The sequence below is a fragment of the Actinoplanes sp. NPDC051405 genome, assembly GCF_055586185.1.
Window position 1 is genome coordinate 187802 of record NZ_JBVJIR010000017.1, and the last position, 12202, is coordinate 200003.

10 protein-coding genes and 1 pseudogene are annotated in these 12202 nt (G+C 74.9%); 3 read left to right on the plus strand and 8 right to left on the minus strand.

Features of this window, described 5'->3' with window-relative positions:
• Window positions 1-30 precede the first annotated feature (30 nt).
• Window positions 31-567, plus strand: coding sequence for a hypothetical protein (locus tag ACZ6S4_RS32530; protein WP_465478580.1), 537 nt, complete (start codon window positions 31-33; stop codon window positions 565-567).
• On the opposite strand, the gene ACZ6S4_RS32535 is transcribed toward ACZ6S4_RS32530, so the two are convergent.
• The 6 genes from ACZ6S4_RS32535 to ACZ6S4_RS32560 form a co-directional block, all read right to left on the minus strand.
• Window positions 539-1237: an ABC transporter ATP-binding protein gene (locus ACZ6S4_RS32535; RefSeq protein WP_465478581.1), complete on the minus strand. Its 699-nt coding sequence runs from the start codon at window positions 1235-1237 to the stop codon at window positions 539-541. The two genes, ACZ6S4_RS32530 and ACZ6S4_RS32535, sit on opposite strands and share 29 nt — an antisense overlap.
• A complete protein-coding gene (locus ACZ6S4_RS32540) occupies window positions 1237-2181 on the minus strand; it encodes an ABC transporter ATP-binding protein (protein ID WP_465478582.1) in 945 nt (314 codons plus the stop codon). Before ACZ6S4_RS32540 ends, ACZ6S4_RS32535 begins: the two co-directional genes overlap by 1 nt.
• The gene (locus ACZ6S4_RS32545) at window positions 2178-4874 is read right to left on the minus strand and encodes an FtsX-like permease family protein (protein ID WP_465478583.1); all 2697 of its coding nucleotides are present in this window, start codon (window positions 4872-4874) and stop codon (window positions 2178-2180) included. Before ACZ6S4_RS32545 ends, ACZ6S4_RS32540 begins: the two co-directional genes overlap by 4 nt.
• Window positions 4871-7966 (minus strand): FtsX-like permease family protein, encoded by a 3096-nt coding sequence (locus ACZ6S4_RS32550; protein WP_465478584.1) that lies wholly within the window; start codon window positions 7964-7966, stop codon window positions 4871-4873. Before ACZ6S4_RS32550 ends, ACZ6S4_RS32545 begins: the two co-directional genes overlap by 4 nt.
• 142 nt (window positions 7967-8108) lie before the next feature.
• Window positions 8109-9092, minus strand: coding sequence for an aldo/keto reductase (locus ACZ6S4_RS32555; protein ID WP_465478585.1), 984 nt, complete (start codon window positions 9090-9092; stop codon window positions 8109-8111).
• A 105-nt stretch (window positions 9093-9197) separates the two neighbouring features.
• The gene (locus ACZ6S4_RS32560) at window positions 9198-10076 is read right to left on the minus strand and encodes an aldo/keto reductase (protein WP_465478586.1); all 879 of its coding nucleotides are present in this window, start codon (window positions 10074-10076) and stop codon (window positions 9198-9200) included.
• Between the two features lie 139 nt (window positions 10077-10215).
• On the opposite strand from ACZ6S4_RS32560, the gene ACZ6S4_RS32565 reads away from it, so the two are divergent.
• Window positions 10216-11079, plus strand: coding sequence for a helix-turn-helix transcriptional regulator (locus tag ACZ6S4_RS32565; RefSeq protein ID WP_465478587.1), 864 nt, complete (start codon window positions 10216-10218; stop codon window positions 11077-11079).
• Here the strand turns inward: ACZ6S4_RS32565 and ACZ6S4_RS32570 are convergent.
• A complete protein-coding gene (locus ACZ6S4_RS32570) occupies window positions 11069-11473 on the minus strand; it encodes a flavodoxin (RefSeq protein WP_465478643.1) in 405 nt (134 codons plus the stop codon). The genes ACZ6S4_RS32565 and ACZ6S4_RS32570 overlap by 11 nt on opposite strands.
• Window positions 11422-11586 carry a hypothetical protein gene (locus tag ACZ6S4_RS32575; RefSeq protein WP_465478645.1) on the minus strand — a complete coding sequence of 55 codons (165 nt, stop codon included), beginning with the start codon at window positions 11584-11586 and terminating at the stop codon, window positions 11422-11424. Before ACZ6S4_RS32575 ends, ACZ6S4_RS32570 begins: the two co-directional genes overlap by 52 nt.
• A 20-nt stretch (window positions 11587-11606) precedes the next feature.
• Between ACZ6S4_RS32575 and ACZ6S4_RS32580 the strand changes: the two are divergent.
• Window positions 11607-12191, plus strand: a pseudogene (locus ACZ6S4_RS32580) (histone H1-like repetitive region-containing protein); the annotation flags it as partial.
• Between the last annotated feature and the right edge of the window lie 11 nt (window positions 12192-12202).

Sequence of the window (12202 nt, forward strand, 5' to 3'; positions counted from 1 at the left end):
CTCCCAGCCTACCGGAGGCATGATGGACCCATGGACGAGCAACGGGTCGTCGCCCGCGGCGGCACCGCGTACGCGGTCATGCACGCTGACCTGCACATCCACGGTCGCGGCAAGGCCTCGTACCGGCTCACCCGGATCCAGCCGCAGCCCGCGCAGACCTCCGTGCGGCCCGACTGGCCCGGCACCCGGCTCGCCGCACTGTGGCTGCACGGGCCGGACTTTCCCCGTACGGGTGACGCGGCCGAAGCCGCCGCCGCCGAGCTCGCCCGCAGCGGCTGGGTGGTGTTGAGCGCGCGGATCGAGCACGGCACCGCCGAGCACCCGGCGCAGCTCGTGCCGCCCGGCGCGCCAGGCGTGGTGATCATCGTGGACGGTGCCGACGACTGGTCGGTGGCGGAGCTGTGCTGGCTGCTGAGCAACGCGCTGGTGCACGAGCCCGGGTTACCGGTCCGGCTGCTGCTGACGGCGAGCACCATGGACGGCCTGCCGGAACTGCGGGCGGCGCTGGCCAACGTGCGGGCCGGAGTGAGCGCGGTCCCTATTTCTCCGCCACGTCCAGGCCGTTGACCAGGGCGCCGTCGCGCAGGGTGAGAATGCGGTCGGCGCGGTCCATCAGGCTCGTGTCGTGGGTGGCGACCAGCACCGTCATGCCGTGCGCGTCGACCACCGCGCGGAGCAGGTCCATGATCGAGCGGCCGGTGTCGGAGTCGAGCTGGCCGGTGGGTTCGTCGGCGACCAGCAGCAGCGGCTCGTTGGCCAGCGCCCGGGCCACGGCCACCCGCTGCTGCTGGCCGCCGGACAGCTCGTACGGTCGTTGCGCCGCGTGCGCGCCCAGGCCGACCAGCTCCAGCAGCACGGCGACCCGCTGATCGCGCTCGGCGGCCGGGCGCCGGGCCAGGCGCAGCGGCACCCCGACGTTCTCGGCCGCGGACAGGATCCGGATGAGCCCGAAGGACTGGAAGATGAAACCGATCGTGGTCCGGCGCAGCTCCAGCAGCTCCCGCTCGGTGGCCCCGCCGACGTCACGCCCGGCCACCTCGATCCGGCCGGTGGTCGGCCGGTCCAGTCCGCCGATCAGGTTCAGCAGTGTCGACTTGCCGGCCCCGGACCGGCCGCGGACGGCGACGAGCTCACCGCGGGCCACCGTGAACGACACCCCACGGACGGCATGCACCACGCCGTCGCCGGCCGGGAAGTCTCGTCCCAGGTCACTGACCCGGACCACCGTGTCGGACATCAGGGCTCCTCGCCGGGCCGGACGGCCACGTGGTCGGGTTCCAGGGTCAGCCGTACCCGGTCGCGCAGGGTCAGCGCCTCGACGAAGGCGGCCGGCAGCTGGAGGCGGCCGTTGCGGTCGAGGACCGCGTACTCCTCGCTGACCAGCTCCTCCACCCCGTCGGTGCCGCGGCGCGCCGAGCGGCGTACCTCCGCGGCGGTCCGTCCGTCGCGGATCGCGACCGCCCGGCGCACCTCGCCGGCGACGTTGCGGTCGTGGGTCACCACCACCACGGTCACGCCCAGCTCGGCATTCACCGTGCGCAGCGCGCCGAAGACCTCCACCGCGGTGGCCTCGTCCAGTTCGCCGGTCGGCTCGTCGGCGAACAGCACCTCCGGGTCGTTGGCCAGCGCCACCGCGACCGCGCAGCGCTGCTGTTCGCCGCCGCTGAGGCGCGCGGGCCGGCGGTCGGCCTGGTCGGCCAGGCCGACCAGCTCGAGCAGTTCGTCGGCGCGGGCCCGGGCGGCCTTGCGGCTGCCGCGGGCCAGCCGCACCGGCAGCTCCACGTTCTCCCGCGCGTCCAGGTACGGCAGCAGATTCCGCGCGGTCTGCTGCCACACAAAGCCGACCGTCCGCCGCCGGTACGCGAGCCGGCTCTTCGCCGACATGCTGAGCAGGTCGTAGCCGGCGACCCGGGCGACACCGGCGGTCGGCACGTCCAGCCCGGACAAGATGTTGAGCACCGTGGACTTGCCGGAGCCGGACGCGCCGACGATGGCCAGCAGTTCCCCGCGGTCGACGACGAGGTCCAGCCCCTGCAGGGCGACAACCTCGACGCCGTCGGTCTTGTAGATGCGCACCAGGCCGTCGCACACGATGTGCCCGGCCAGCCGGTCGGCGCCACCCGCGCGGTCGGCCGCCCGTTGTGCCGCGCGGCGTTCCAGGGCGGCGAGATCCTCGGTCATCCGTACTCCCCTCCGAGCCGCAGCGCCTCGCCCAGGCGCATCCGGCGGTTCGCGGCGCTCTCCACCAGCAGCGCCGCGGCGACGGCGAGCATCACCACGGCGAGCACGGCGGCGACGAGCGCCGGGTCGATGCGGTCGCGGGCCGGCACTCCCGCGGTGAAGCCCGACAGTCCCAGGGCGGGACCGAGCAGCCGGGGCAGTGCGACGCCGACCAGGCCGCCGGCGAGCAGGGCGACGGTCAGCAACGGTACGAGCTCGTACAGCAGCAGCCTGCGTCCCTGGCCGGCGGACAGTCCCAGCGTCCGCAGCCGCGACAGCGTGGCGCCGCGGACCGGCGCACCGGCGAGCACGGCGAAGGCGACGGCGAGCAGGGCCAGCAGGACCGCACTGGCCGCACCGGCAGCGAAGGTGAAGCTGAGCACCCGGTTGACCCCGCTGTCCTCAAGGGACGCCCGCTGGTCCTGCCACGTCGTGACCGTCGTCGGTGGCAGCGCCCAGTCGGCCGGCGCCCGGCCGAGCCCGCTCGTCAGGTACGCGAGCTGCCCGGCGTCCCCGGCGCGGCGCAGCGCAGCGGGATCGGCGTCCGGGCCCGCGACGACGAGCCGGTTGAACCGCAGGGGCTGGGCCGCGGCGGGCAACGCCTGGGCGGGCAGGACGACGAAGCGCTGCGCGCCCACGCCCAGTCCGGGCACCTCGGCGGCGACCGCGGCGACCCGGAACCGGTACGGCGTGCCCTGGACGTCCACCGCGCCTTCGGTGCCGGCCGGCGCGGCGAGGTCGGGTGACACGAGTGCGGGCACGGTGTCACCGCCGCGGCCGGCCCGGGTCAGGGCCGGCGGCAGGCGCAGGCTGCTCCCGCTGTCCCGCAGCACCCGTTCGGCGGCCGGGCCGTCGACGACCAGCACGCTCACCTGACCCTGCGCCCGGCCGCCGCCGCTGCTGCGCAGCGCTACGCCGTTGGCGACCCACAGCGGCGCCACCGCCGTCACCCCGGGAACCGCGGCGAGACTGCGCCCGGTGTCCGCCCCGAACCCGGCGCCGATGATCAACGCGTCCCCGGCCACCTCCTGGTCCGTCGCGCGGTCGCGGGCGTCGGCGATCGAGCCGGCCACCGTGCCGGTGAAGACGCCGGTGGCCACCGCCACGACGAGCACCGCCAGCGGCGCGGTGTGCACCGGCGAGCCGCGACCGGCCCCGGCCAGCCCGAGGAACGGCACGGCGCCGCGGGCCCGGGCGGTCAGGCGGCCGGCCAGCCGCAGCGGCCACGGCAGGAGCCGCAGGACGATCAGGGCCACCCCCACCGCGAGCAGCACCGGCACCACGACCAGGTACGGGTCCACGCCGTCGGACGCGGCCAGCCCGCGCCGGCGTACCAGCAGGACGCCGAGCGCGGCGAGCAGCACGACGAAGGCCTCGGCCACGAGTCGCCGCGCCGACGGACGCGACCGGGTGAGGTCCTGGCGCCGGCCGGCGAAGGTGGGATGCCGCTGCGTCACCGTGGCCAGCACCGGCGCGGTCAACGTGGCCACGGCCGCCACCGCGAGCAGCGGCAGCCAGCCGTACGCGGGCGCCCGCCCGGGCAGCAGGGCACCGGCGAGCGCCCCGGCGAGCACCGCGGCGGGCACGACGAGCAGGGTCTCGCCCAGCAGCCGGCCGCCGATGGTCGCGGCGGCGCCACCGCGCGCCCGGATCAGGGCGAACTCGGCCCGGCGCCGCTCCACGACCAGCCCGGCGGCCAGCGCGATCAGGCCGAGCAGGGTCGCCAGGACACCGGCCTGCACAACGGCCAGCAGCGCGGCGACGGCGCTCTGCTCGTTCGTGAAGCGGCTCAGGGAGTTCTCGAGGCCGCTGGTCAGCACGGTCCGCGGCGGCGGGCTGCGCCGGGCCGCGGCCACGGCTGCGGCCAGCGCCGGCACGTCGGGGGCCGACAGCCGGTCCTCGGCGAGCCGGTAGCGCCACTCGTGCACCACGTCGCCGGTGCGCTCGGCGGCGAACCGCAGGCCGGCGTCGTCGGTGAGCAGGCCGGCCCGCACGGTGACGCCGTCGTCCGGGTTCGGGCAGGCCGTCTGGGTCAGCGGCATGTCGGCCCAGATCGGTGCCCCCGGGTCGGTCTGCTCGAAGATGCCGACCACCTGCACCGGGATCTGGCCGTACGAGCCGGTCAGGGTGAAGGTCGAGCCGACCCGCAGCTTCATCGCCGCGGCGGCCGGGCGCGCCACCGTCGCCTCGACGGTGCCGCCGGAGGCCGGCGGCCGGCCCTCGACCATCCGGATCGCCTGATCGGCGCCGGTCAGCGTGCGCACCGACAGGCTGGGCGTGCACTTGCCGAGGAACGGTGCGACATCGCCACTGGTACGCACGCCGGCGGGCCCGACCCGCGCGGTGTACCACTGATCGCTGATCAGCCCGGGCAGCGGCGCACCGAGCTGCCCGCGGTACGTATCGAGCCGTTGCGGGCCGTCGCGGACGACATCGGCGGTGGGGTCCAGCGGGAAACGCGCCCGCACGCTGCCGAACGTCAGGTCGCGAGCGGTGTGCGGCAACCGCGCGATGTCCGCGCGCAGGCCCGTGTCCGTGTTGCCGTTGGCCAGTTTCGGCACGCCGCTCACCAGCAGGGCGGCGACCAGGGCGAGGGCCGCGAGCAGGGCCAGTCCACCGGCGAACGCGCGGGCACGGTGCAGCAGGGCGGTCATTGGTCCTGCCCCCAGGTGGGCGGGGCCGCGGCGAGGCGGCGGTGCATGCGGACCGCGGCCAGCGCGGTCAGGGCGAGGGCGAGCACGACCAGGACCACGCCCGTACCGGCGGCGCGCAGCCACTCGATGTCCGGCAACGGCGCGGGCACGGGCCGGGCGGCGGCGGGCGTGAGGACCAGCAGCGGGGCCACCGCGATCGCGACGAGCACCCCGGTGACCAGCCCGGCGAGCGCCCCGATCCCGGCCAGGAAGGCCTGCTCGACGAGCAACGACCGGGTCAGCAGCCGGGGACCCGCGCCGAGAGCGTGCAGCACCGCCAGCTCACCGCCGCGGCGCCGGGTGGTGGCCTGCACGTCCACCGCGACCCCGACCGCGGCGAGCAGGACGGCCGCCAGGGCCGCTCCGAACAGCGCCGCGCGGGCCCCGGCACCGAACGGGTCGCTGCTCGCGGCGGCCAGCGCCCGCCGGTCGACGACCTGGATGCCGTCGAGCCGGGCCGCGGCACTCGCCGCGGCGGCGTGCGCATCCTCGCGCGTGGCCAGCCACCACTCTTGGGTCGCCGACACCACACCGCGCCGGCCGAGCAGCTGAGAATTGAGCGTCGGGAGGTCGGCCAGCATCGCCGGGCCGCCGTCCGTGCCGGGCACCGCCTCGATCGTGTCCGCGATCTTCACGTCCACCTGAACACCCGCGACGTTCAGCGTGGTGGTCTGCCCGGTCCGCAGGCGCAGTTCGGCCAGCGCGGCCGGGGTGACCGCGATCGGCACCGGCGTGGCGGCGACGGCCGGCACGACCGCGAAGTCCACCCGGCCCGACCGGGGCACCCGGTAGGCCGCGGTCAGGGCGTCCGGCCGGGGGTGGGCGGCGGGGGCCGTGAACTCCCGGTCCGCCAGCTGCCATTCCGGCGCGGACAGCGGGACGTCGAGGCCGTCGAGCCGCCAGTCCACCGTGGACCCGGACGCCGCCGCTGGTGCCTCGACGAGGAACCCGGCCAGCCGCCACGAGCCGCCCGCCGGCGGTGTCAGGGTGAACCGGCCGGCGGCGTCCGGCTCGACCGGCGTGCGTACCTGCCGGCCGCTGGGATCGGCGAACAGGGCCGTCGTCTGCACTCCCGGACCGGCCGTGACGGTGCCGGAGCGGGGCACCTCGGCGTCGCCCGGAGTGGGCCGGGCATCGGCCAACGTGCGCCACAGGCCCTCCGGGTCGCCGCCGGCGAGGTCGTCGCGGATGCGCAGCACGCGCGGCCCGGCCGTGGCGTCCACGGCGACGAAGTCGCCCGTGCCGCCGCCACTGCCGAGGGAGACACTGGTACGCACGCCGGGCAACGCCGTCACCAGCCCAGGCAGCCCGCTCAGATCGGTGGACCGGTCCGCGGGCGGGATCCCGGCGTTCTCGACCAGCCGCAGGTCGGCCCCGGCGCGCAGGTCGGCCTGATCAGCGGCGGAACGCTCGGACGTGCCGGCCAGGCACCACGAGACCGTGCCCGCGGCGACCGCCAGCGCCACCAGGACCATCGGGCCGGCGTGCGACCGGCGACCGGCCTGCCAGGCACCGAACACCGCCGCACTGTCGGCCGTCCGCTCCGCGAGCCGGGCCCCGAAACGCGCCGCCGGGGGCAGCAACCGCAGCGTGAGCACGGCACCGGCGATCACCCCGAGCGTGGGGGCCGCGGCGAGCAGCGGGTCGATGCCCAGGGCGCCGCCCGAGCCCGCGCCCGAGAGCGGGGACGCGTACTGGCGCAGCTGCAACCAGCTCAGCACGGCCAGGGCCAGCAGCACCACGTCCAGGCCGGCGCGCAGCACGACGGAACGGGTGCGCGGTCGTGAACGGGCGGCCAGCTCGGCCGCGTACGCGCGCCCCCGCCGCGCCGCCGGACCCGCGACGGCCAGCGCACACCCCACCGCGGCCACCGCGGCCACCAGCCACGTCGAGGCGGCCAGCCGGGGACGCAGATCGAGCACGGCGGCCAGCGCCGGAACCCGGCTCGCCAGCTCGACCAGGCCGAACGCCAGCACCGGCCCGAACACCGCCGCGGGCAGCACCACCAGCACCGCCTCGCGCACGGCGAGCCCGGCCAGCCAGCCGCGGGACGCACCGCGGGCCCGCAGCAGCGCCGTCTCGCCGCGCCGGTCCTCGGCGAGCACCACGGCCATGAGCAGCAGCGCGTACCCGGCCAGCACGATGATCAGCAGGGCGGGCGTGACCAGCGTGGACCGGCCGACCAGATCGGCGCGGGGCAACCGGGCGGCGAGCTCGGGCAGGCCGGTCTCGGCCGTCGCCGACTCGTCCAGCCCGCGCGACGGCGGCAGTCCGGTCCCGGCCGCTGTCGCCGCGGCGGCGACCCGCTGCACCTCGTCCAGCGTGGTCGCGTCCAGTCGCGGGGTCACCAGCCACGCGGCGGACGCGGAGGCGGCGAAACGCGCCGCGAAGTCGGCCCGGTCCACCACGAGCGGCCCGTAGGTCGCCGACTGCGGCCGCACGCCGGTGGTGACCTCCGGCATCAGCCGCCAGTACGGGTCACCGGCGTCCACCGGCCGCCACACCCCGGCCACCACCACCTCGGTGACCCGCCCGGTGCGCCGGTCGGCCAGCGGGATCCGGTCACCGACGGTGCGGCCCATCAGCCGGGCGGCCGGCTCGGCCAGCATGGCCTGGGCCGGCGACGCCCCCGGGTCGGCCCACCGGCCGCCGGTCAGCCGCGCGTGCCCGGGCAGGTCATCGACGTGCAGAACCGACGCGTACGCGACCCCGGACGAGTCAGGCCGGGCTTGCCCGGTCGGCGCGGCGAGTGCCCAGCCCACGCCGTACTCGGCACCGGTGACGGTGACGGGAACGCCACCCAGCCCGCCCCCGAACGAGCGGCGCAGCGTGGCGTCCCGCTCCTGTTGCCGGGCGGGGTCGTCGCCCGCCGAGCCGCGCACGAGCACCGAGCGCTCGGCCGGGTCGGCGGCGGCCACGGCGGTGCGGACGCTCGCCTCGGTCACGGCCGCGCTGTAGACGGTGAGGGCGGCCAGCAGCGTCGCCGCGGTCAGCGCCACCCCGGCCGCGGCCAGCAGCAGAGCCGCCGCCCCCCGTGCGCGCCGCAGCATCATGCGCGCGATCTTGCCAGATCACCCGCCCGGTCCGGGGGCGTGGTGTCCGCTCTTGACGGGCCGGACCCGATCCGTCGTATCTTTCGCGGTGCCGGATGCCGATCGTGGCCGGCCGCTGCCGATCGTGGCCGGCCGCTGCCGATCAGCGCTCGATCAGCCGCATCTGGTCGTCGGTGTGGTGACCGCCCTCGGCCGGGGGCAGCGCGGTGAGCGACGCGATCAGCTCCGCGCTGAGCTCCACCGCGTCCGCGGCCGTGTTCTCCTCCACCCGGCTCACCCGCTTGGTCCCGGGGATGGGCACGACGTCCTCCCCCTGAGCGAGCAGCCACGCCAGCGCCACCTGGGCCGGAGTGCAGCCCACCTGGTCGGCGACCGCCTGCACCCGGTCGGCGATGTGCAGGTTGCGCTGGAAGTTCTCGCCGGTGAAGCGCGGGTGGTTCTTGCGGAAGTCGCTGTCGTCCAGCTGCTCCAGATCCGCCGGCGACCGCAGCGCCCCGGTGAGGAAACCACGCCCCAGCGGCGAGTACGCCACCAGCCCGATCCCCAGCTCCCGCAGCACCGGCAGGAGCAGCTCCTGGTCACGCGTCCACAGCGAGTACTCCGACTGCACGGCGGTGACCGGGTGGACGGCGTGCGCCCGGCGGATGGTGCCGGTCCACGCCTCGGACAGCCCGACGTAACGGATCTTGCCCTGCCGGACCAGGTCCGCGAGGACGCCCATGGTGTCCTCGATCGGGGTGTCCGGGTCGACGCGGTGCTGGTAGTACAGGTCGATGTGGTCGGTGCCGAGGCGCTTGAGGGAGCCGTCGACCGCGGCGCGGATGCTGTCCGGGCTGCTGTCGGGCCGGCCCGCGGCACGGCCGGTGTGCGAGATCAGGCCGAACTTGGTGGCCAGCACCACCCGGTCCCGGCGCCCCTGCAGGGCCCGGCCGACCAGTTCCTCGTTGACGTACGGGCCGTAGACCTCGGCGGTGTCGATCAGGGTGACGCCCAGGTCGACGGCCCGGTGGATGGTGCGGATCGACTCGGCGTCATCACTGCCGGCGCCGGTGTAGCCGTGCGACATCCCCATCGCGCCGAGGCCGATCCGGGCGACCTCCAGGTCGCCGAGCTTCGCGGTACGCATGATCGTCCTCCGTGTGGTTGGCGGGTCGGTGGTTCAGGCCTCGGGGCTGGTTCAGGCCTCGGGGCTGGTTCAGGCCTCGGGGCTGGTTCAGGCCTCGGGGCTGGTTCAGGCCTCGGAGATCACGCGGCCGAAGGTCTCGAGGGTGACGTCGGCGGGCTCGGGGCCGCCACGCTTGCCGGTGTCCAGGGCGTCGATCGCGGCGAGCTGCTCACCGGTGAGGTCGAAGTCGAACACGTCGAAGTTCTCCGCGATCCGCTGCGGCCTGGTCGACTTCGGGATCACCTGACGGCCCTGCTGCAGGTGCCAGCGCAGCATGACCTGCGCGGGGGTCTTCCCGTACGCCTTGGCGATCTCACCGATCACCGGATCTTGCAGCGTGCTGGTGTGCCCGCTGTCGCGGTAGAACGTGATGCCCCCGATCGGAGCCCACGCCTGGGTCAGAATGCCGTGCTGAGCGCCGAACTCCTGCACGTCACGCTGCTGGAAGTAAGGGTGAACCTCAATCTGGTTGACCGCGGGCACGACCGTGGCCCGGTCCAGCAGGGCCTGCAGGTGCTCGACCATGAAGTTGCTGACACCGATCGCGCGCACCTTGCCGTCGGCCAGCAGTTGCTCCAGCGCGCGGTACGCATCGAGGGTCCGCCCGAACTCCGAGGGCAGCGCCTGGTGCAGAATCAGCAGGTCGATCCGGTCGACACCGAGCTTGCCGGCACTCTTGTCGAAGCCGTGCAGCGTCTCGTCGTACCCGTAGTCACTGATCCAGATCTTGGTCTCCAGGAAGACCTCGGCGCCGGACCTGGCGACGGCCTCCCCCACCTGCCGTTCGTTGCCGTAGGCGGCGGCGGTGTCGACGTGCCGGTAGCCGGTCGCCAGGGCGGCCTCGACGGCGGCGCGGGTCTCGTCCGGCGGGGTCTGGAAGACACCGAGGCCGATGGCGGGCAGCTCGACACCGTTGTTCAGCGTCAGGCTGGGGACGGTGGTCATGAAACGTTCCTCTCGGTTGCCGGACAGGAAGTGACGTATCCCCAGAGCCTGCGCTGAAACGGATGCGGCTGGGAGACCCTGGACAGAGGGGTAATGCCAGGGACCCCCTCGTGCCCGGCGAGGTGCCTAGCCTGGGGGCATGGACAACCGCAGCGAGGTCCGCGCGTTCCTGAGCTCCCGCCGGGCGAAGCTGAGCCCGGAGCAGGCAGGCATCCCCGCGTACGGCAGCCGCCGGGTCGCCGGGCTCCGCCGCGGTGAGGTCGCGGCGCTCGCGGGGGTCAGCGTCGAGTACTACACCCGCCTGGAACGCGGCAACCTCGCCGGCGCCTCGGACAGCGTCCTGGACGCGATCGCCCGCGCGCTGCGGCTCGACGACACCGAAACCACGCACCTTCACCACCTGGCGCGCGCCGCGGGCCGGCCGCCGGCCCGCCCCCGCCGCCAGAAGGCGCCCGAGATCCGGCCGGCGATCCGCCGCGTGCTGGACTCGATGACCGGCGTACCGGCGTTCCTGCGCAACCACCGCTTCGATGTCCTGGCCGGGAACTCGCTGGGCCTGGCCCTCTACGCGCCGATGGTGGCCGCGAGCCCGGAGCTGCCGGTGAACTCCATGCGGTTCACGTTCCTGGACCCGCACGCACAGGCGTTCTACCCGGAGTGGCCGCAGGTGGCGCGGTCCGCGGTGGCTGCGCTGCGGACCGCGGCGACCCGTCACCCGGACGATCAGCAGCTGATGAACCTGATCGGTGAACTCTCGATGCGCAGCGAGCCCTTCCGCAGCTGGTGGGCGGCTCAGGATGTTTACGTGCACCGCCACGGCAGGAAGAGTTTCCGCCATCCGGTGGTTGGTGAGCTGGAGCTGGCGTTCGAGGTCCTCGAACTGTCCGGCGACGACAACCTGACGGTGCTGACCTACTCCGCCGAGGCTGGCACGCCCTCGGGGGATGGGTTGGAACTGCTCGCCAGCTGGGCCGCGACGCAACAAAGCGCCGTCAGCGGCTGAGCAGGCCGATGCGGCGCAGCCAGGCCGCGACGTCGGGCTCGGCGGCGCCGGCTTCCTCGCCGCGCACGGCCAGGCCCTCCCCGAGCTTCGCGCCGGGACAGGCCGCGGCATAGTCCCGCTCGGTGGTCCCCAGCCCGCTCATCGCGTACGTGGTCAGCGGATGCACAGCCTTCCCGGCGAAGTCGAGACCCGCCACGAACGTCGTCATGATCATCGGTGTCCGGACGTTCCAGATGGGGTTCCGAGCAGAACCGTGTCGTAGCGGGCGCTCGAGTCCAGCGGGTTCGCGATGCCCGGGCGCGCGTCCGCTTGCTGTTCCCGGACGTTGCGGGCGACGGTCGGCTAGTAGTCGTCGGGATACGGCTCGGCGGGCTCGATGCGGTGCACGTCGCAGCCGATGAGCCGGCCGCTCATGCCGGCGACGACCTCGGTGTTCCCCACGGTGAGGCGCCGGCGCCCGCCGTTGAAGTAGTTCTCCCCCGCGCGGGAGAAGTAAGCCAGCAGCACCCTGCCGCCAGGCGAAGAGAAGCCGCCGCGCGACGTGTTCCCGGCGGGGCGGGCATCCGACGGCACGGAACCCGGCCGGGCGAAATCCGGCGGCGCGGAACCGGGCCGGGCGAAATCCGGCCGCACGGAACCCGGCGGCGCGGAATCCGACCGCACGGAACCCGGCCGAGCGAAATCCGACCGCACGGAACCCGGCGGCGCGGAATCCGACCGCACGGAACCCGGCGGCGCGGAATCCGACCGCACGGAACCCGGCGGCGCGGAATCCGGCCGCACGGAACCCGGCGGCGCGGAATCCGACCGCACGGAACCGGGCCGAGCGGAATCCGACCGCACGGAACCGGGCCGGGCGAAATCCGACGGCACGGAACCGGGCCGGGCGAAATCCGGCCGCACGAAACCGGCCGCGCGGAATTAGGCCGCGGGGAATCCGGCGCATCGGTGCAGGCGCCGAGCATCGCACCGAGCACGACACCTCCCATCAGCGCCCGCCGCGGATACCTGGTGCTCTCATCCACACGGTGTATGCAACCCGCGATCGCGGCGGTCAGGGAGCCCCTGCGGGAGGGGGTGACGGCAGGACCCCTGCCTTCAGGCTCACCTGAGCCTGAGCCGG

What these genes read in the sequence shown, in the direction of transcription:
- ACZ6S4_RS32560 (WP_465478586.1), bottom strand. Translation starts at nt 10,076, where the DNA reads ATGACCACCGTCCCCAGCCTGACGCTGAACAACGGTGTCGAGCTGCCC.
- ACZ6S4_RS32540 (WP_465478582.1), bottom strand. Translation starts at nt 2,181, where the DNA reads ATGACCGAGGATCTCGCCGCCCTGGAACGCCGCGCGGCACAACGGGCG.
- ACZ6S4_RS32530 (WP_465478580.1), top strand. Translation starts at nt 31, where the DNA reads ATGGACGAGCAACGGGTCGTCGCCCGCGGCGGCACCGCGTACGCGGTC.
- ACZ6S4_RS32550 (WP_465478584.1), bottom strand. Translation starts at nt 7,966, where the DNA reads ATGATGCTGCGGCGCGCACGGGGGGCGGCGGCTCTGCTGCTGGCCGCG.
- ACZ6S4_RS32555 (WP_465478585.1), bottom strand. Translation starts at nt 9,092, where the DNA reads ATGCGTACCGCGAAGCTCGGCGACCTGGAGGTCGCCCGGATCGGCCTC.
- ACZ6S4_RS32565 (WP_465478587.1), top strand. Translation starts at nt 10,216, where the DNA reads ATGGACAACCGCAGCGAGGTCCGCGCGTTCCTGAGCTCCCGCCGGGCG.
- ACZ6S4_RS32545 (WP_465478583.1), bottom strand. Translation starts at nt 4,874, where the DNA reads ATGACCGCCCTGCTGCACCGTGCCCGCGCGTTCGCCGGTGGACTGGCC.
- ACZ6S4_RS32535 (WP_465478581.1), bottom strand. Translation starts at nt 1,237, where the DNA reads ATGTCCGACACGGTGGTCCGGGTCAGTGACCTGGGACGAGACTTCCCG.